Origin of the sequence: Escherichia sp. Lx600-2, assembly GCF_036662595.1 — a bacterium.
Taxonomy (GTDB): Bacteria; Pseudomonadota; Gammaproteobacteria; order Enterobacterales; family Enterobacteriaceae; genus Escherichia; species Escherichia coli.
Map to the genome: position 1 here is coordinate 52,002 of NZ_JAYQWM010000004.1, position 20,091 is coordinate 72,092.

Annotated in this window: 17 protein-coding genes; 7 read left to right on the forward strand and 10 right to left on the reverse strand. The window is 53.0% G+C overall.

Translation table 11 applies throughout. The features are described 5' to 3' along the window. Window positions 1-24 precede the first annotated feature (24 nt). From OQV04_RS02295 to nanQ, 3 genes are read left to right on the forward strand one after another with little or no spacing between them, the layout of a single operon-like run. Window positions 25-714, forward strand: coding sequence for an N-acetylmannosamine-6-phosphate 2-epimerase (locus tag OQV04_RS02295; protein WP_001308081.1), 690 nt, complete (start codon window positions 25-27; stop codon window positions 712-714). Further along, window positions 711-1,586: an N-acetylmannosamine kinase gene (nanK, locus tag OQV04_RS02300; protein WP_000209064.1), complete on the forward strand. Its 876-nt coding sequence runs from the start codon at window positions 711-713 to the stop codon at window positions 1,584-1,586. The genes OQV04_RS02295 and nanK overlap by 4 nt, the downstream gene beginning before the upstream one ends. After that, the gene (gene nanQ, locus OQV04_RS02305; protein ID WP_032281668.1) at window positions 1,583-2,047 is read left to right on the forward strand and encodes an N-acetylneuraminate anomerase; all 465 of its coding nucleotides are present in this window, start codon (window positions 1,583-1,585) and stop codon (window positions 2,045-2,047) included. Before nanK ends, nanQ begins: the two co-directional genes overlap by 4 nt. Window positions 2,048-2,106: 59 nt before the next feature. On the opposite strand, the gene OQV04_RS02310 is transcribed toward nanQ, so the two are convergent. The 3 genes from OQV04_RS02310 to gltB all read right to left on the reverse strand — a co-directional run bounded on the left by OQV04_RS02310 (window position 2,107) and on the right by gltB (window position 9,309). After that, window positions 2,107-3,234 carry a PDDEXK nuclease domain-containing protein gene (locus OQV04_RS02310; protein WP_032281666.1) on the reverse strand — a complete coding sequence of 376 codons (1,128 nt, stop codon included), beginning with the start codon at window positions 3,232-3,234 and terminating at the stop codon, window positions 2,107-2,109. 183 nt (window positions 3,235-3,417) lie between these two features. Next, window positions 3,418-4,836, reverse strand: a complete 1,419-nt coding sequence (gltD, locus tag OQV04_RS02315) for a glutamate synthase subunit GltD (RefSeq protein ID WP_032281665.1) — start codon at window positions 4,834-4,836, stop codon at window positions 3,418-3,420. Window positions 4,837-4,848: 12 nt separating this feature from the next. Continuing rightward, window positions 4,849-9,309, reverse strand: a complete 4,461-nt coding sequence (gltB, locus tag OQV04_RS02320) for a glutamate synthase large subunit (RefSeq protein WP_032281679.1) — start codon at window positions 9,307-9,309, stop codon at window positions 4,849-4,851. 674 nt (window positions 9,310-9,983) lie between these two features. Here gltB and OQV04_RS02325 point away from each other — a divergent pair. The 4 genes from OQV04_RS02325 to mtgA all read left to right on the forward strand — a co-directional run bounded on the left by OQV04_RS02325 (window position 9,984) and on the right by mtgA (window position 14,953). Next, window positions 9,984-10,913: a TIGR01212 family radical SAM protein gene (locus OQV04_RS02325; RefSeq protein WP_001362189.1), complete on the forward strand. Its 930-nt coding sequence runs from the start codon at window positions 9,984-9,986 to the stop codon at window positions 10,911-10,913. Window positions 10,914-11,008: 95 nt separating this feature from the next. Continuing rightward, window positions 11,009-13,345 carry an aerobic respiration two-component sensor histidine kinase ArcB gene (gene arcB / locus OQV04_RS02330; protein ID WP_000809774.1) on the forward strand — a complete coding sequence of 779 codons (2,337 nt, stop codon included), beginning with the start codon at window positions 11,009-11,011 and terminating at the stop codon, window positions 13,343-13,345. Between the two features lie 229 nt (window positions 13,346-13,574). Next, window positions 13,575-14,228: an isoprenoid biosynthesis glyoxalase ElbB gene (gene elbB / locus OQV04_RS02335; RefSeq protein ID WP_001308080.1), complete on the forward strand. Its 654-nt coding sequence runs from the start codon at window positions 13,575-13,577 to the stop codon at window positions 14,226-14,228. Further along, a complete protein-coding gene (gene mtgA, locus OQV04_RS02340; protein ID WP_000047087.1) occupies window positions 14,225-14,953 on the forward strand; it encodes a monofunctional biosynthetic peptidoglycan transglycosylase in 729 nt (242 codons plus the stop codon). Before elbB ends, mtgA begins: the two co-directional genes overlap by 4 nt. On the opposite strand, the gene yrbL is transcribed toward mtgA, so the two are convergent. From yrbL to lptB, 7 genes are all read right to left on the reverse strand, one after another. Next, the gene (yrbL, locus tag OQV04_RS02345) at window positions 14,950-15,582 is read right to left on the reverse strand and encodes a PhoP regulatory network protein YrbL (RefSeq protein WP_000620410.1); all 633 of its coding nucleotides are present in this window, start codon (window positions 15,580-15,582) and stop codon (window positions 14,950-14,952) included. The genes mtgA and yrbL overlap by 4 nt on opposite strands. Before the next feature lie 212 nt (window positions 15,583-15,794). Further along, complete coding sequence (gene npr / locus OQV04_RS02350; RefSeq protein ID WP_000216791.1) at window positions 15,795-16,067, reverse strand: PTS phosphocarrier protein NPr; 273 nt, start codon at window positions 16,065-16,067, stop codon at window positions 15,795-15,797. Next, window positions 16,064-16,918: an RNase adapter RapZ gene (gene rapZ / locus OQV04_RS02355; protein ID WP_000243741.1), complete on the reverse strand. Its 855-nt coding sequence runs from the start codon at window positions 16,916-16,918 to the stop codon at window positions 16,064-16,066. The genes npr and rapZ overlap by 4 nt, the downstream gene beginning before the upstream one ends. A 45-nt stretch (window positions 16,919-16,963) precedes the next feature. Then, window positions 16,964-17,455 carry a PTS IIA-like nitrogen regulatory protein PtsN gene (gene ptsN, locus OQV04_RS02360; RefSeq protein ID WP_000183676.1) on the reverse strand — a complete coding sequence of 164 codons (492 nt, stop codon included), beginning with the start codon at window positions 17,453-17,455 and terminating at the stop codon, window positions 16,964-16,966. A gap of 117 nt (window positions 17,456-17,572) precedes the next feature. Beyond that, window positions 17,573-17,860, reverse strand: a complete 288-nt coding sequence (gene hpf, locus OQV04_RS02365; protein WP_001176599.1) for a ribosome hibernation promoting factor — start codon at window positions 17,858-17,860, stop codon at window positions 17,573-17,575. A gap of 22 nt (window positions 17,861-17,882) precedes the next feature. Continuing rightward, on the reverse strand, window positions 17,883-19,316 hold the full coding sequence (gene rpoN / locus OQV04_RS02370; protein WP_000809051.1) for an RNA polymerase factor sigma-54: 1,434 nt from the start codon (window positions 19,314-19,316) through the stop codon (window positions 17,883-17,885). A 47-nt stretch (window positions 19,317-19,363) separates the two neighbouring features. Beyond that, entirely contained in the window at window positions 19,364-20,089 is a 726-nt protein-coding gene (gene lptB, locus OQV04_RS02375) for an LPS export ABC transporter ATP-binding protein (RefSeq protein ID WP_000224099.1), read from the reverse strand. Window positions 20,090-20,091: the final 2 nt, after the last annotated feature.

A 20,091-nucleotide genomic window follows, 5' to 3' on the forward strand; every position in this document is an offset into this window, starting at 1 on the left:
GGGCCTTTCGCTAAGGGAAGATGTATGTCGTTACTTGCACAACTGGATCAAAAAATCGCTGCTAACGGTGGCCTGATTGTCTCCTGCCAGCCGGTTCCGGACAGCCCGCTCGATAAACCCGACATTGTCGCTGCCATGGCATTAGCGGCAGAGCAGGCGGGCGCGGTTGCCATTCGCATCGAAGGTGTGGCAAATCTGCAAGCTACGCGTGCGGTGGTGAGCGTGCCGATTATCGGGATTGTGAAACGCGATCTGGAGGATTCTCCGGTACGCATCACGGCCTATATTGAAGATGTTGATGCGCTGGCGCAGGCGGGCGCGGACATTATCGCTATTGACGGCACCGACCGCCCGCGTCCGGTGCCTGTTGAAACGCTGCTGGCACGTATCCATCATCACGGTTTACTGGCGATGACCGACTGCTCAACGCCGGAAGACGGCCTGGCATGCCAAAAGCTGGGAGCCGAAATTATTGGCACTACGCTTTCTGGCTATACCACGCCTGAAACGCCAGAAGAGCCGGATCTGACGCTGGTGAAAAGGTTGAGTGACGCCGGATGTCGAGTGATTGCCGAAGGGCGTTACAACACGCCTGCTCAGGCGGCTGATGCGATGCGCCACGGCGCGTGGGCGGTGACGGTCGGTTCTGCCATTACGCGTCTTGAACACATTTGTCAGTGGTACAACACAGCGATGAAAAAGGCGGTGCTATGACCACGCTGGCGATTGATATCGGCGGTACTAAACTTGCCGCCGCGCTGATTGGCGCTGACGGGCAGATCCGCGATCGCCGAGAACTTCCTACGCCTGCCAGCCAGACTCCGCAGGCACTGCGTGATGCCTTATCCGCATTAGTCTCTCCGTTGCAAGCTCATGCGCAGCGGGTTGCCATCGCTTCAACCGGGATTATTCGCGACGGCAGCTTGCTGGCGCTGAATCCGCATAATCTTGGTGGATTGTTACACTTTCCGTTAGTCAAAACGCTGGAACAACTTACCAATTTGCCGACCATTGCCATTAACGACGCGCAGGCCGCAGCATGGGCAGAGTATCAGGCGCTGGAAGGCGATGTAACCGAGATGGTGTTTATCACCGTTTCCACTGGCGTCGGCGGCGGTGTAGTGAGCGGCGGCAAACTGCTTACCGGCCCTGGCGGTCTGGCGGGGCACATCGGGCATACGCTAGCCGATCCACACGGCCCAGTCTGCGGCTGTGGACGCACAGGTTGCGTGGAAGCGATTGCTTCTGGTCGCGGTATTGCAGCGGCAGCGCAGGGGGAGTTGGCTGGCGCGGATGCGAAAACTATTTTCATGCGCGCCGGGCAGGGCGACGAGCAGGCGCAGCAGCTGATTCACCGCTCCGCACATGTGCTGGCAAGGCTGATCGCTGATATTAAAGCCACAACTGATTGTCAGTGCGTGGTGGTCGGTGGCAGCGTTGGTCTGGCAGAAGGGTATCTGGCGCTGGTGGAAACGTATCTGGCGCAGGAGCCAGCGGCATTTCATGTTGATTTACTGGCGGCGCACTACCGCCATGATGCAGGTTTACTTGGGGCTGCGCTGTTGGCCCAGGGAGAAATATTATGATGATGGGTGAAGTACAGTCATTACCGTCTGCTGGGTTACATCCTGCGTTACAGGACGCGTTAACACTAGCCTTAGCCGCCAGGCCGCAAGAAAAAGCACCGGGTCGTTACGAATTACAGGGCGACGATATCTTTATGAATGTCATGACGTTTAACACTCAATCGCCCGTCGAGAAAAAAGCGGAATTGCACGAGCAATACATTGATATCCAGCTGTTATTAAAAGGTGAGGAACGGATTCTGTTTGGCATGGCAGGCACTGCGCGCCAGTGTGAAGAGTTCCACCATGAAGATGATTACCAGCTTTGCAGCGCCATTGAAAACGAGCAAACCATCAACTTAAAACCGGGAATGTTCGCCGTGTTTATGCTAGGAGAACCGCATAAACCAGGATGCGTTGTCGGCGAACCTGGTGAGATTAAAAAGGTTGTGGTGAAGGTTAAGGCTGATTTAATGGCTTAAAACTTAGTTCGTTTTAAAGATTCTGCAGACAGTGTCTGCAGAATTCGAAACCGCTGAAATTAACGGAGTCTATAGCCTTCTTCTAGCACCGCCTGTGTTCGAACGAGTTCATCCGCGAGTCGTTTTTCATCAGGTAGTTGCATCTTATATTCACTCGCCAGAACGGTGTTAGGCAAACCAGCCAGTGCATAATGCGCTTCTCCGACTCCTTTCTCTGCACAGAGAACCAGACCGATGGGCGGATTTTCATCCGGTAGTGACCAGTGCTCTTTGGCGTAGTTGAGATACATATTCATCTGTCCGGCATCGCTATAGCTGAATTTGCCCACTTTTAGATCGACGATTAGCAGGCAGCGTAAACGGCGGTGGAAAAACAGCAGATCGACACGAAACCAGTTGTCATCAATGCGTAACCTTCGCTGCCGACCAACAAAGGCAAAATCATCCCCAAGTTCCAGCATGAAATCCATCAGGTGGTTGATCAGCGCCTCCTCAAAATCGGATTCTGAGTATTCATCTTTCAATTCCAGAAATTCGAGCACAAAGGGATCGCGTATCGCCTGTTGCGGAAGAATATGCGTCTCGGCAGGAGCGTGTTGTTGCAGCATGGCTGATTTGTCATGTGACAGCAGTGTTCGCTCATAAAATTGGGTCGCAATTTGCCGTTCTAGCTGGCGAACAGACCAGCCACAGCGGAGCGTCTCTTTTTCATAAAAGCTGCGGGCGTCAGCGTTTTTAACGGAAAGTAAACGGACGTAGGTGGACCAGGGCAGGGGGAAAGATTTGGCAGACAGCGTCTGCCAAATCTTTGCCGATGGGAATTCTGCAGATGGTGTCTGCGGAATTCCCAATGGTGTTAATTCGCCAGACACTGTCTGGCGAATTTCAACATGTTGAAAAAAGAGGTAAAAAAGCCTCATTTGGCGTAAGTTTTTTGCAGAGAACCCACGCTTATACCTTAGACTTAAATCCTTTGATAGTCGCTTGATTAGCTGCGCACCATACGCAGCCCTGGCCTCGCCACCTTGTTCAAATTCGACAATTCGTCGGCCAATTTCCCAGTATGTCGCGGTCATCAGCGCGTTAACGCTACGTACCGTTTCCGTCCGGGCGCTATCGACCAGATGAATAATGCCGTCGTGGATTTGCTGGTAGCCTGCTGTGGTTCCTTCTGAGAGCGATTCCATTATCTGTCCCTTAATATGGCGCAGTGTTGAATAATGGAATCAGCTATACGCCGGGCATCTGCCGGTAACAATCCAGATGTGCGTATTACATTGGTTTTCTTCAGATTATGCGAGGCGCTTTCCAGAACGAAAGGAGAATTTCAGCGCCGACTCTTTTCTGAGGAGGCGGCGCTGGGACAGAGCTTAAACTTCCAGCCAGTTCATAATGCCGTCTGCCGCCTTACGACCTTCGGCAATAGCGGTAACGACAAGATCGGAACCACGGACGATATCGCCGCCAGCAAAGATTTTCGGGTTGCTGGTCTGGAAAGCGTTGTCGCTGCCTTCCGGGGCGATGATGCGGCCTTGCGAATCCAGCTCGACGCTGTGTTTTGCCAGCCATTCCATGCTGTGTGGACGGAAACCAAACGCCATGATCACCGCATCTGCCGGAACGATATGTTCGGAACCTGCAACGATCTCCGCGCGGCGACGGCCTTTGGCGTCCGGTTCGCCCATTTCGGTACGCACCATTTTTACGCCGCTGACTTTGCCGTTACCGTTCACTTCAATCCCCAGCGGTTGGACGTTGAATTTGAACTCAACACCTTCTTCCCGCGCGTTTTTCACTTCGCGGCGGGAACCCGGCATGTTCTCTTCATCACGACGATAGGCACAGGTTACGTGCTTCGCTCCCTGGCGTACAGACGTGCGCACGCAGTCCATCGCAGTGTCGCCACCGCCAAGTACTACCACGCGTTTACCTTCCATGCTGACGAACGGTTCGTCGTTGGTTTCACCAAAGCCCATTAACTGTTTGGTGTTGGCGATGAGGAACGGCAGCGCTGCGTACACGCCATCAGCGTCTTCGTTTTCCAGCCCGCCGCGCATTGACTGATAAGTCCCGACGCCAAGGAACACGGCATCGTAATCACTCAGCAGATCGTCCAGCTGTACGTCGCGGCCCACTTCGGTATTGAGTTTGAATTCAATACCCATGCCGGTGAAGATTTCACGGCGGCGCGTCATTACCTCTTTTTCCAGTTTGAAAGCCGGAATACCGAAGGTCAGCAAGCCGCCAATTTCCGGGTGACGGTCGAAGACGACCGCTTTTACGCCGTTGCGCGTCAGGACATCTGCACACGCCAGACCCGCCGGGCCTGCGCCGATAATCGCCACTTTTTTACCGGTCTGTTTCACGCCGGACATATCCGGACGCCAGCCCATTTCGAACGCTTTATCATTGATATAACGCTCAATGTTGCCGATGGTCACCGCGCCAAACTCATCGTTCAGGGTGCAGGAACCTTCGCACAGACGGTCTTGCGGGCAGACACGTCCGCATACTTCCGGCAGAGTGTTGGTCTGGTGCGACAGTTCTGCCGCTTCAAAAATACGCCCCTCGTTGGCGAGCTTCAGCCAGTTCGGGATGTAGTTGTGTACCGGGCATTTCCACTCGCAGTATGGGTTGCCGCACGACAGGCAGCGGTCAGCCTGCGCTTTGGCCTGGCCTTCGGAAAACGGCTCGTAAATTTCAATAAACTCAATTTTGCGGATCTTCAGCGGTTTCTTAGGCGGATCAACGCGCTGCAGGTCGATAAATTGATAAACATTCTGACTCATTGTTGCTACCCCTTACTGCGCCTGCACGCGCAACTCTGCTGCGCTACGACTACGGTGACCCAGCAGTGCTTTTACATCACTGGACTTCGGTTTAACCAGCGCAAATTTAGTGGCGAAGGTTGACCAGTTCGCCAGAATCTCTTCACCACGCTGGGAACCGGTATGCTGCACATGCTCGGTGATAAGACCACGCAGATGCTCTTCATGGATCGCCAAATCGTCAACGCTTAATACTTCCACCAGTTCCGGGTTAACGCGTTTGCGGAAATCGCCGCTTTCATCGAGAACGTAAGCGAAGCCGCCAGTCATGCCCGCGCCGAAGTTCACGCCGGTTTTACCCAGAATACAGACTATACCGCCCGTCATATATTCACAGCCGTTGTCGCCAATGCCTTCTACCACGGTGATTGCACCGGAGTTACGCACGCCGAAACGTTCACCCGCGCGGCCTGCGGCATACAGACGACCACCGGTCGCGCCATACAGGCAGGTGTTGCCGATAATACTTGCTTCATGGCTGCGGAAGGCGGAACCAACCGGAGGACGAATGGCGATTAAGCCGCCCGCCATGCCTTTACCGACATAGTCGTTGGCATCCCCGGTCAGGTACAGTTCCACGCCGCCCGCGTTCCACACACCGAAACTCTGGCCTGCGGTGCCGTTGAAGTACGCTTTGATAGGATCGGCTGCCAGCCCCTGATCGCCGTGCGTCTGGGCGATATAGCCTGAAAGCGACGCGCCGACAGAACGGTCGGTGTTGCGGATATCGAACCAGAAGGTTTTGCTCTGGCGTTCATCGACAAACGGTTTCGCCTGTTGCAGCAACTGCGCGTTCAGCAGGCCGTTATCAAACGGCGGATTGTTTTCGGTGCAGTAGAGTGCCTTACCTGGATGCGGCTCGGCAGTCTCCAGCAGCTTCGACAGCGCCAGTTTCTGCTGTTTGGCGGTGAACCCGTCCAGCTCTTTCAGCAGGTCGGTGCGACCAATCAGATCCACCAGACGTGTTACGCCAAGCTGTGCCATCAGCTCGCGGGTTTCACGGGCGATAAACTCAAAGTAATTCGTCACCTTGAACGGCAGGCCGTGATAGTGATTCTTACGCAGTTTGTCATCCTGAGTTGCCACACCCGTTGCGCAGTTGTTCAGGTGGCAAATACGCAGATATTTACAGCCGAGCGCGACCATTGGGCCAGTGCCGAAGCCGAAGCTTTCTGCGCCGAGAATCGCCGCTTTGATGATATCGACACCCGTTTTCAGGCCGCCATCGACCTGCAAACGGATTTTATGACGCAAGCCGTTGGCAACCAGCGCCTGCTGGGTTTCAACAAGCCCCAGCTCCCACGGGCAACCTGCGTATTTCACCGATGAAAGCGGACTTGCGCCGGTGCCACCGTCATAGCCTGCGATGGTGATTAAATCGGCATAAGCTTTCGCCACACCGGTGGCGATGGTACCAACGCCCGGTTCGGAAACCAGCTTCACGGAGATCATCGCTTTCGGGTTAACCTGCTTGAGGTCGAAAATGAGCTGCGCTAAGTCTTCGATAGAGTAGATATCGTGGTGCGGCGGCGGGGAGATCAGCGTCACGCCCGGCACCGAATAGCGCAGTTTGGCAATGTAAGGAGTGACTTTGTCGCCCGGCAACTGACCGCCTTCGCCCGGCTTCGCGCCCTGGGCGACTTTAATCTGAATGACGTCGGCATTGACCAGATACGCCGGAGTAACCCCAAAGCGACCGGAAGCCACCTGCTTGATGCGCGACACTTTGTTGGTGCCGTAGCGCGCCGGGTCTTCACCACCTTCACCGGAGTTAGAGTTACCGCCGATGCTGTTCATCGCTTCCGCCAGCGCCTCGTGAGCTTCCGGGCTTAACGCGCCGATAGACATCGCCGCGGTATCGAAGCGTTTAAACAGTTCGCTTGCCGGTTCAACATCGGCAATGTTGACCGCGTTTTCACCCAGCGTAATTGCCAGCAGATCGCGCAGCGTGGTTGCCGGACGCTCATTAACCAGCTTCGCGTATTTCTGATAGTCGCTATACTCGCCGCTCTGTACCGCCTGTTGCAGCGTGCGCACCACGTCCGGGTTGTAGGCGTGGTATTCGCCGCCGTGGACGTATTTCAGCAGGCCGCCCTGGCTGATGGGCTTGCGCGCCAGCCAGGCACGTTTCGACAGATTCAGCAGATCCTGCTGGAAGTCTTCAAAGCTCGCCCCCCCAATGCGGCTGACCGCCCCCTGGAAGCACAGGCCCACTACATCATCGTGCAGACCGACCGCTTCAAACAGTTTCGAGCAGCGGTAAGAGGCGATGGTGGAGATGCCCATTTTGGACATGATTTTGTACAAGCCTTTGTTGATGCCGTTACGGTAGTTGAGCATCACGGTACGATAATCTTTGGCAATCGCGTGGGTGTCTACCAGACGGCCCAGCGTTTCATAGGCAAGGTACGGATAAATAGCCGTCGCGCCGAAACCCAGCAACACGGCGAAGTGGTGCGGATCGCGGGCGCTGGCGGTTTCGACGATGATGTTGGCATCGCAACGCAGGCTTTGATCGACCAGACGGGTCTGGATCGCGCCAACCGCCATCGGAGCCGGAACCGGCAGGCGATCTTTCGCGATATTCCGGTCGGAGAGCACCAGCAGCACGGTGCCGCTACGCACCATCTGTTCTGCTTTGTCGCACAGCTCTTTGACCGTCGCTTCGAGCGTGGTTTTAGTGACGTCAAAGGTGATATCCAGCGTATCTGCGCGGTAGTGCTCCTCTTTCATCGTCGTGAGCTGTTTGAAATCCGAGTAGAGCAGAATCGGCGATTTAAAGCTTAAACGGTGCGCCTGGCCCTCTGCTTCACAGAAGACGTTCATTTCACGACCGATACTGGTGGCGAGCGACATAACATGCGCTTCACGCAGCGGGTCGATTGGCGGGTTAGTCACCTGGGCAAACTGCTGGCGGAAGTAGTCGTAAATAATGCGCGGCTGACTGGAGAGCACGGCGAATGGGGTATCATCGCCCATCGAACCGACCGCTTCCTGACCGTTTTCGCCCAGTACGCGAATTACGGAGTCCAGCTCTTCCGCGCTGTAGTTAAACTGTTTCTGGTAGCTGGCAAGCGTGTCGTCGTCCAGTTCGCGGCTACCCACTTCTTCATCGGGCAGATCTTCAAACGGTACCAGTCGGCGGACGTTTTTCTCCATCCACTCTTTATAAGGGTGGCGGCTTTTCAGATCGTCATCGGTTTCTGCCGAGTGCAGAATACGCCCACTGCGAGTGTCGATCACCATCAGTTCGCCTGGCCCGACGCGGCCTTTTTCGACCACTTCGTCAGGCTGGTAATCCCAGATACCGACTTCAGAGGCGCAGGTGATGAGCTTATCTTTGGTGATGACGTAGCGCGCCGGACGCAGACCGTTACGGTCGAGGTTACAGGCAGCAAAACGACCGTCAGACATCACGATGCCCGCCGGGCCATCCCACGGCTCCATATGCATGGAGTTAAAGTCAAAGAAGGCACGCAGTTCCGGGTCCATATCCGGGTTGTTCTGCCAGGCGGGTGGTACTAATAGACGCATGGCGCGGATGATATCCATCCCGCCTGCCAGCAGCAGTTCCAGCATGTTATCCATCGAACTGGAGTCAGAGCCGGTTTCGTTGACGAACGGTGCGGCGTCGTGCAGGTCAGGGATAAGCGGTGTCTGGAATTTATAGGTACGCGCACGCGCCCATTGGCGGTTACCGGTGATGGTGTTGATTTCACCGTTATGCGCCAGGTAGCGGAACGGTTGCGCCAGCGGCCAGCGCGGTACGGTGTTAGTGGAGAAGCGCTGGTGGAACAGGCAAATGGCCGATTCCAGACGCAGGTCCGCAAGATCCAGATAAAAGCGCGGCAGATCCGCCGGCATACACAGACCTTTATAGATGTTCACCAGATTCGACAGGCTACAGACGTAGAAGTCTTTGTCGGCTTCGAGACGCTTTTCAATGCGGCGGCGGGCGATAAACAGACGGCGCTCCATATCGCGCGGACGCCAGCCTGCCGGGGCGTTCACAAAAATTTGCTCAATGCGTGGCAGAGAGGAGAGGGCGATTTCACCCAGCACGCCTTCGTTAGTGGGGACATCACGCCAGCCCACAATCGACAAGGTTTCGCGTTGCAGTTCTTCTTCAACGATGCGGCGTGCGGCAGCGGCGAGTTCAGGATCTTTATTCAGGAATAGCATCCCGACGGCGTAGTTTTTCGCTAAACGCCAGCCGCGCTCCTGCGCAACGATGCGAAAAAAGCGATCCGGTTTTTGTAACAGCAAGCCGCAACCGTCACCGGTTTTACCATCGGCGAGAATCGCGCCACGGTGCTGCATGCGGGCCAGTGCGTGTATTGCAGTACGCACTACCTTGTGGCTAGGTTCGCCTTCTATGTGGGCGATCAGGCCGAAACCACAGTTATCCCTCTCAAGGGATTTATCGTACAACATATCGTGAACCTCCCCCAGGCTCTGCGGGAACCCCACTTCCGAACCGCTGCGCACGGGCACAGAAAGAGCGTGGCGACGGGGTTTGCGTGTCATGCGCGCGCCTCGCATTCGCCCCCTTGTTGTCCTTTTCGCATCGGTTAATACGGTGAAGAGGGGATCTCAATTACTGCATAAATATGATGAGCAGGCTGCTCATCCAGAAAGCTTCCAGCGGATTTCCAACTTATCGGGAAAGCTGATACAGGTCAAATGGCAAGCTTATTGGTACAGAAATGTGCTTTAGCGCAAAATTCTTTATTAATTGACTGAAATTAAAATAGATTTTCTAATTAAGGCTAAAAGGAGCGTCGTTAGAGAAACAGCCAATTCCTGACTGTCATTAAGGCGTGTTAACCCTTATCCTGCCTTGAACTGACGAGAAAACCAGCATTTTATACTGCCTTAATTGGTGATGACGTTTCATGCTACTGTTTTTGCCTAAAATCCATAAGGAGATAAAAAAATCTGACACAAGATAAGCAAAAGTGATTTATATGATTATGCATGAAATTTCGGTAATTTTGATTGATTATGCAGTTGGTAAAGGCAGGCCGGGACGATTGATCCAGGTCATCGCCGAAATGAGCTAAAAATGGCAGGCTTTGGCCTCTTTTCAAGGCGCGGTCTATCAGATTATGCAGTTACAGAAATTAGTCAATATGTTTGGTGGTGATCTCACCCGTCGTTATGGGCAAAAGGTGCATAAGCTGACGCTGCACGGCGGTTTTAGCTGCCCTAACCGTGACGGTACCATCGGGCGTGGCGGCTGCACATTCTGTAATGTTGCCTCGTTTGCCGATGAAGCGCAGCAACATCGTTCCATTGCCGAGCAACTGGCGCACCAGGCGAATTTAGTTAACCGCGCTAAACGCTATCTGGCCTACTTTCAGGCGTATACCAGCACCTTTGCGGAAGTTCAGGTGCTGCGTTCTATGTATCAGCAGGCGGTGAGCCAGGCCAATATTGTCGGTTTGTGTGTTGGTACTCGCCCGGACTGCGTGCCGGATGCGGTGCTGGATCTGCTTTGCGAATATAAGGACCAGGGCTACGAAGTGTGGCTGGAGCTGGGGCTACAAACCGCCCACGACAAAACCCTGCATCGCATTAATCGCGGCCATGATTTTGCCTGTTATCAGCGTACAACCCAGCTGGCACGTCAGCGCGGGCTGAAGGTGTGTTCTCACTTAATTGTCGGCCTGCCTGGCGAAGGGCAGGCTGAATGTTTGCAAACGCTGGAGCGAGTGGTTGAAACCGGCGTGGACGGCATAAAGCTGCATCCGCTGCATATTGTGAAAGGCAGCATTATGGCGAAAGCCTGGGAAGCGGGGCGTTTGAACGGTATTGAACTGGAGGATTACACGCTCACTGCCGGAGAAATGATTCGCCATACGCCACCGGAAGTGATCTACCACCGCATTTCCGCCAGCGCCCGTCGCCCGACGCTGCTTGCTCCACTGTGGTGCGAAAATCGATGGACGGGAATGGTCGAGCTGGATCGCTATCTGAATGAACATGGCGTACAGGGATCGGCGCTGGGACGTCCGTGGATACCTCCAACGGAGTAGGTCGTTGAGGGGAATTCCGCATTTCTCACACAATTTATAACGTAACTGTCAGAATTGGGTATTATTGGGGCAGGTTGTCGTGAAGGAATTCCCTAATGAAGCAAATTCGTCTGCTGGCGCAGTATTATGTTGACCTGATGATGAAGTTAGGTCTGGTGCGCTTCTCAATGTTGCTGGCGCTGGCCCTCGTCGTTCTTGCCATTGTGGTACAAATGGCGGTAACCATGGTGCTGCATGGTCAGGTCGAAAGCATTGATGTTATTCGTTCTATCTTCTTTGGTTTGCTGATTACGCCGTGGGCGGTCTACTTTCTATCGGTGGTCGTCGAGCAACTGGAGGAGTCACGGCAACGTCTGTCACGGCTGGTGCAAAAACTGGAGGAGATGCGCGAGCGCGATTTGAGCCTCAACGTTCAGTTAAAAGATAATATTGCCCAGCTAAATCAGGAAATTGCCGTTCGTGAAAAAGCGGAAGCAGAACTGCAGGAAACCTTCGGCCAACTGAAAATTGAAATCAAAGAGCGCGAAGAGACACAAATTCAGCTCGAGCAGCAATCCTCATTCTTACGTTCCTTCCTTGATGCTTCACCCGACCTGGTTTTTTATCGTAACGAAGATAAAGAGTTTTCCGGCTGTAACCGCGCGATGGAGCTGCTGACCGGAAAAAGCGAAAAACAACTGGTTCACCTGAAACCTGCTGATGTTTACTCACCGGAAGCCGCCGCAAAAGTCATTGAAACCGATGAAAAAGTGTTCCGTCATAATGTGTCACTGACCTATGAGCAGTGGCTGGATTATCCCGACGGGCGCAAAGCCTGCTTTGAAATCCGTAAAGTGCCGTACTACGACCGCGTGGGTAAACGTCACGGTTTGATGGGCTTTGGTCGCGACATTACCGAGCGTAAGCGGTATCAGGATGCGCTTGAACGCGCCAGCCGCGACAAAACGACGTTTATCTCCACCATCAGTCACGAATTGCGTACACCGCTGAACGGTATCGTCGGCCTGAGCCGCATCCTACTGGATACCGAACTCACCGCCGAGCAGGAAAAATATCTCAAAACTATCCATGTTTCGGCCGTCACGCTGGGGAATATCTTCAACGATATTATCGACATGGATAAGATGGAACGGCGCAAGGTCCAGCTTGATAATCAGCCGGTTGATTTCACCAGCTTCCTTGCCGATCTGGAAAATCTCTCCGCCTTGCAGGCGCAACAAAAAGGATTGCGCTTTAACCTGGAGCCTACGCTGCCATTACCGCATCAGGTCATTACCGACGGGACGCGTTTACGGCAGATCCTGTGGAACCTCATCAGTAACGCCGTCAAATTCACCCAGCAAGGCCAGGTTACCGTGCGCGTGCGTTACGATGAAGGCGATATGCTGCATTTTGAAGTGGAAGATTCTGGTATCGGCATTCCGCAGGATGAGCTGGATAAAATCTTCGCCATGTATTACCAGGTGAAAGACAGTCATGGCGGTAAACCTGCCACCGGCACCGGTATTGGTCTGGCCGTTTCTCGTCGTCTGGCGAAAAATATGGGCGGCGATATTACGGTTACCAGCGAACAGGGCAAAGGTTCAACCTTTACGTTGACGATCCACGCACCGTCGGTGGCAGAAGAGGTCGATGATGCGTTTGATGAAGACGATATGCCTTTACCGGCGCTGAATGTGCTGCTGGTGGAAGACATTGAACTGAACGTGATTGTCGCGCGTTCTGTGCTGGAAAAATTAGGTAACAGCGTTGATGTCGCCATGACCGGCAAGGCGGCGCTGGAGATGTTTAAACCGGGCGAATACGACCTGGTGTTGCTGGATATTCAGTTGCCAGATATGACCGGGCTGGATATCTCTCGTGAACTGACGAAGCGTTATCCGCGCGAGGATTTACCGCCGCTGGTGGCTTTAACCGCTAACGTGCTGAAAGACAAGCAAGAGTACCTCAATGCTGGAATGGATGATGTGCTGAGTAAGCCGCTTTCTGTTCCGGCGCTAACCGCGATGATCAAGAAATTCTGGGATACCCAGGATGATGAGGAGAGTACGGTGACGACAGAAGAGAACAGTAAATCAGAAGCATTGCTCGATATTCCCATGCTGGAACAGTATCTCGAACTTGTAGGACCGAAGCTGATCACCGACGGGTTAGCGGTGTTTGAGAAGATGATGCCGGGCTATGTCAGCGTGCTGGAGTCGAATCTGACGGCGCAGGATAAAAAAGGCATTGTTGAGGAAGGACATAAAATTAAAGGTGCGGCGGGGTCAGTGGGGTTACGCCATCTGCAACAGCTAGGTCAGCAAATTCAGTCTCCTGACCTTCCTGCCTGGGAAGATAACGTCGGTGAATGGATTGAAGAGATGAAAGAAGAGTGGCGTCACGACGTAGAAGTGCTGAAAGCGTGGGTGGCAAAAGCCACTAAAAAATGACCCCGGCTAGACCGGGGTGCGCGAATACTGCGCCAACACCAGGGAAATCTTGGCTGCGCCGTAAATTATTATGATGAGTTACAAGGGCACAGCACTGTTTTTCAGGCCGCACGCAGTTAAGATAGCAAAACTTAAATGATTTGTTACATGAATCAGTTAAATGTGTGATGCGTACCATTTTTATTAAAAAAATTAATGTGTTTCAGTCAATTGCGAAAGGATGATCACAATGAAGAAAATTGGCGTAATTCTGAGCGGATGCGGCGTCTATGACGGTTCTGAAATTCATGAAGCGGTGTTGACGTTGTTAGCTATTTCACGCAGCGGTGCGCAGGCGGTCTGCTTTGCACCGGATAAGCAGCAGGTTGATGTTATCAACCATTTAACTGGCGAAGCGATGACGGAAACGCGCAATGTGCTGATTGAAGCGGCACGAATAACGCGCGGTGAAATCCGTCCTCTGGCCCAGGCCGATGCCGCTGAACTGGATGCGTTGATTGTGCCAGGGGGTTTTGGCGCGGCGAAGAATTTAAGCAATTTTGCCAGTCTTGGTAGCCAATGCACCGTTGACCGTGAATTAAAGGTGCTGGCACAAGCGATGCATCAGGCCGGAAAACCGCTTGGTTTTATGTGTATTGCCCCGGCGATGCTGCCGAAAATTTTCGATTTCCCGCTGCGTTTGACCATCGGTACTGATATCGATACCGCAGAAGTGCTGGAAGAGATGGGCGCGGAGCATGTGCCGTGTCCTGTCGATGATATCGTGGTTGATGAAGACAATAAGATTGTCACCACCCCGGCATATATGCTGGCGCAGAACATTGCAGAAGCGGCGAGCGGCATTGATAAGCTGGTTTCCCGCGTGCTGGTTCTGGCTGAATGAGTAAAAGCCGCTTAACGGTGTTTAGTTTCGTTCGCCGTTTTCTTCTGCGGTTAATGGTTGTCCTCGCCGTTTTCTGGGGCGGGGGCATCGCGTTGTTTAGCGTTGCTCCTGTTCCTTTCTCAGCGGTAATGGTCGAGCGACAGGTCAGCGCCTGGCTGCATGGCAATTTTCGTTACGTGGCACATTCTGACTGGGTCAGTATGGATCAAATCTCGCCGTGGATGGGACTGGCGGTGATTGCCGCAGAAGATCAGAAATTTCCTGAGCACTGGGGCTTTGATGTCGCTTCCATTGAGAAAGCCCTGGCGCACAACGAGCGCAATGAAAACCGTATTCGCGGTGCTTCAACGATTTCTCAGCAGACGGCCAAAAATCTCTTTTTATGGGATGGGCGTAGCTGGGTTCGAAAAGGGCTGGAAGCCGGATTAACGCTGGGGATAGAAACAGTCTGGAGCAAAAAGCGTATCCTGACGGTTTACCTGAATATCGCCGAATTTGGCGACGGTGTGTTTGGCGTCGAAGCTGCGGCACAACGCTATTTCCACAAACCCGCGAGCAAACTTACCCGATCGGAAGCTGCCTTACTGGCAGCTGTATTACCTAATCCACTTCGTTTCAAAGTCTCCGCGCCATCGGGCTACGTGCGCAGCCGTCAGGCGTGGATTTTACGGCAGATGTATCAGTTAGGCGGTGAGCCGTTTATGCAACAACACCAGCTGGATTAAGCTTCGCGCGAAGTGAGGGCCAGCGTTTTGCTCTCACGAGGTTGCAGATCTTTCTGCAGGGCAATAGCCAGCGCCGGTTGGGCGATAAATCGTTTCCACAACCGCTCTTGCTTACGCAGACAACACCACTTGGACCAGGTCGCCAGTGGAATCAATGTGCTTTCACCAATGTTGTCGCAGACGACGGGGATAACCTCTGACTCACTAATGCGGTGACAGAGGATATTCTGCGGCTTCAGCGACATCGTCACGATACGGTTATCCTGCAAATAACGCTTCAGCTGTTTCAGTAATTGGCGCAGTTGTGCAACGTCTTCTTCGTAACGGCATTGTTCAGCAAATTCGGTCAGCGTAATGGAGGGCTTGCCGTCAAAATCGGCAATCACATCGTAGACATAACCGGTTCCGCAATCCGTCTCAACGGTACCGTGATAGCGCGGTATTCCACTCCAGTCTTTTAACCGGCGACCAAGATGCGCGTAGTACTTTAACTCACGACGGATCTCTTTATCGCCACCATCGCCACGATGGTAGACAATCTTGATACAGCGTTGGGCATCTTCCGGATGCGCATAACATTTCCGATGTCTTCCGGTGCCCAGGGGACTTTGTTCAGATAAGCGAATCATGCCATCTCCTGGAAATATTTTCTGACGATCTCCAGTATGGTCGATTAACTTAAACGAAACCTAAACAATGCTTCTTAAGGTTTTCTTAAGGTTCTTCTGAAAGTAAAAAGCGCACGAAATGTACAATTGACGTTGATTGAGAACGATTTCAGTACGCGCTTTTCTTATTGCCGGGGGAGCTTGAAGGGATTTGAATGTCAAAGTGATGAAGATTAATCTTCATCAAAACCAGAGTTAAAGAGGGCGATAACGGCGGCCAGTGCTTCCTCTTCCTGTGGACCGGTCGCTTCAACTTCAATCTGCCGTCCTTTGGCAGAATCCAACATCAGCAGCGCAATAACGCTGTTGGCTTCAGCCTCGGTGCCTTCGTCATTACGTAACAGCACTTCAGCGTCAAAACCCTGCATTAATTCAAACAGCTTCATTGCAGGCCGGGCATGCATGCCCAGCTTGTTTGTGATTTCAACAGTTTGCTTGACGGTCATGGTTTACGTTTTTCCAGCGTACGATGGCGTGACTGGACGTTTTTACCGCGCGAGCGGAAGTAGTCAGCCAGTTGCTCTGCAATATACACCGAACGGTGCTTCCCGCCGGTACAACCAATGGCGACCGTCAGGTAGCTACGGTTGTTGGTTTCCAGCATAGGTAACCATAGCTCAAGATAGCTTCGCGTCTGGTAGATAAAATTGTGTACTTCTGTGTGGCGGTCGAGGAACGCGGCGACAGGCTTATCAAGACCTGTCATTGGACGCAGTTTCGGATCCCAGTGCGGGTTCGGCAAGAAGCGCACGTCAAAGACGTAATCTGCATCGATAGGGATACCGTGTTTGAAGCCGAAAGACTCAAAGACCATTGTCAGTTCGCGTTCACGTTTACCCAGCAGACGGGTACGCAGCATTTCTGCCAGCTCGTGAACGGACATTTCTGAGGTATCGACAATCAGATCCGCTCGCGAACGCAGAGGCTCCAGCAGATCGCTTTCTTTGTCGATAGCACTTTCCAGCGACAGGTTTTTGCTGGAAAGCGGATGCAGTCGGCGCGTGTCACTGTAACGACGAATTAAGGTATTACGGTCGGCATCCAGGAACAGTAGTTGCGGTGAGAAAGCGTCAGGCAGGTTACTCATCGCCTGTTCGAATATTTCTGGTGACTCCGGCATATTACGAACATCAATGCTGACGGCGGCAGAAATCTCGCGATCGGCCAGGGTTCGAGCCAGATCGGGTAACAACACTACGGGAAGGTTATCCACGCAGTAAAAACCCATATCTTCCAGCGCACGCAGGGCGACAGATTTACCTGAACCTGAACGTCCGCTGACGATCATCAGTACCATGTACTGTTTCTCCTCACAACGTCTAAAAGAGACATTACCGAATAACTACGCTTCATCCGGAGTACCTTCGGTATCCGTAATGATTTGATACAGCTCTTCATCGCTCTGGGCTGCGCGTAAACGGCGGCAGATGGTTTTGTCCGCCAGACGTTTTGCCACCAGCGACAGAGTATGCAGGTGCGTTTTAGTTTGGTCTGCCGGCACCAGCAGGGCAAAAAGTAAGTCCACCGGTTGGTTGTCGATGGCATCGAAAGCTATAGGCGTTTCGAGCTGAACGAAAACGCCAACGGCACGCAGAGTATCTTCTTCCAGTTTGCCATGCGGAATGGCAATACCATTGCCGATACCGGTACTGCCCATTTTTTCCCGCGTCAGGATAGCTTCAAAAACCACCTGAGGCGGCAGGCTAAGTTGTTTCGCCGCCAGCTCGCTGATGATTTCCAGGGCGCGTTTTTTGCTCTGACAGTGGACGCGGCTTCGCGTACATTCCCTGTTAAGAACACTGCTAAGCTGTAGAGTTGTATCATTATTTGTCATAATTTCACCTAAGAACCTGCCCACTCAAACAGTGGAACAGGCTCGGAGCATTAACCGTACAAATGGCCCGTTGTGCCGCACAACAGGCCGCCATGCACATGCTAATTGCCCGGACAATTAGTGTTGTTTCAGTTTATCTTTATGTTTGGTCAACTGGCGTGCCAGCTTATCAATTAAGCCATCAATGGCAGCGTACATGTCCTGACCTTCCGCGCTGGCATGAATTTCACCACCGTTTACATGCAGTGTTGCATCTGAGGTGTGGGTGACTTTCTCCACTTTCAGAACAACATAGACCTGGTTGATTCGGTCAAAATATTGCTCAAGTTTGGCAAATTTGGCTGTAACAAATTCGCGCAGTGCCTCGGTGATCTCGACGTTATTTCCGGTAATGTTGAGCTGCATAGTGTCTTCCTTATCGGTTGGGTCAAACGAGCTGTTTACGCTGGTTTGACGGCGGAATGGATAAAGACTCTCGGTACTTCGCAACAGTGCGGCGTGCCACCATGATACCTTGTTCCGACAGCAAAGAGGTTAACTTGCTGTCGCTCAACGGTTTCGCCGGGTTTTCCGCCGCGATTAATTTCTTCACCAGCGCACGAATCGCCGTGGAGGAAGCTTCGCCGCCGCCCTCGGTATTGACGTGACTGGAAAAGAAATACTTCAGTTCAAAAATGCCTCGTGGACTATGCAGGTATTTTTGCGTGGTCACGCGAGATATCGTCGATTCATGCATTTCGACAGCCTGGGCGATATCGGCCAGTACCATCGGTTTCATATATTCTTCACCTTGCTCAAAGAAGGCTTGCTGCTGTTCAACGATACAGCGACTCACGCGCAGTAGCGTATCGTTACGGCTTTCCAGACTCTTGATCAACCATTTGGCATCCTGCAGATTGCTGCGGATAAACTGGCTATCACCATCGTTGCGCGCGTTATTGCACATCGAGGCGTAGTGCTGGTTGATTTGCAGACGCGGAATGCTGTCACTGTTGAGTTCTACCGTCCAGTGACCGTTATGCTTACGCACCAGCACATCTGGAATGACATACTCAGGTTCGCCAGTCTGGATCGATTGTCCGGGGCGCGGATCGAGCGACTGGATCAGATTGACGGCTTCTTTCAGCACATCTTCTTTCAGACGCGTGACGCGCATTAAAGTGCGGAAGTCGTGATTGGCTAACAGATCGAGATGATCGCTAATAATCAGTCTGGCCTCTTCCAGCCACGGCGTGGTTTTATCGAATTGGGAGAGTTGGATCAGCAGGCAGTCACGCAGATCTTTTGCCGCCACACCGACCGGATCAAACCGTTGGATCCGCTTAAGGACGGCTTCAACTTCGTCGATGTCGATCTCTTCATCGCCCATACTTTCGAGAATATCTTCCAGCGGGACAGTCAGATAACCGGTGTCATCAACGGCATCGACGATAGAGGTAGCAATAGCGCGGTCAGTGTCGGAAAACGGTGTCAGCTCGACCTGCCACATCAGGTAATCCTGCAAGGTCTGCGTCGTTTCGCCCTGATAGACCGGTAGCTCGTCGTCAATGTAGTCACCGCTGGTGCCGGATGGTGTACCAGCGGTGTAAATGGTGTCCCAACTGGCATCGAGCGGCAGCTCTTCCGGCATCTCTTTTTGTTCGAGCGCGTCGGCGGTGTCCAGCGTTTCACTGTCTTGCGTTTCGCGGGTGTCGATTTCTTCATGAGTGTCGATTTGCTCAAGCAGCGGATTACTCTCCAGCGCCTGCTGTAGCTCCTGCTGAAGTTCCAGCGTCGACAACTGCAACAGACGAATTGCCTGTTGGAGCTGTGGCGTCATCGCCAGTTGTTGGCTAAGCCTGAGTTGCAAACCTTGCTTCATGTTCAGAATCGTACTCTCCTGCTAAAACGTCGCAAACTTCTACCCTATCAGAGTCTGAAGTCTTCCCCAAGGTATACACGCTTAACGTGTTCGTCTTGTAAGATTTCTGTAGGCGTGCCGTGGGCGATCAAATGCCCCTGACTGACGATATAAGCGCGTTCACAAACCGCCAGTGTTTCACGCACGTTGTGGTCAGTGATCAGCACGCCCAGGCCGCTGTCGCGCAGGTGCTCAATGATGCGTTTAATGTCGATAACCGAGATCGGGTCAACCCCGGCAAACGGTTCGTCGAGCAGAATAAATTTCGGATTCGCAGCCAGTGCGCGGGCAATTTCTACGCGGCGACGTTCACCCCCGGAGAGTGACTGCCCCATGCTGTCACGCAGGTGCTCAATGTGAAACTCTTCCATCAGCTCGTTCGCACGGTCTTCACGTTGTTCAGCAGACAAGTCGTCACGAATTTGCAGTACCGCCATCAGGTTATCGTAAACGCTGAGGCGACGGAAAATGGAGGCTTCCTGCGGCAGATAGCCGATACCGCGGCGCGCGCGTGCATGCAGAGGCAGCAGACTGATATCGTCATCATCAATAATGATGTTGCCCGCATCGCGCGGCACAATGCCAACAACCATATAGAAAGTGGTGGTCTTACCGGCACCGTTTGGCCCCAGCAGACCGACAATTTCCCCGGAGTTGACGGTCAGGCTGACGTCTTCTACCACGCGACGGCCTTTATAGGCTTTTGCAAGGTTCTTTGCAGTTAATGTTGCCATAA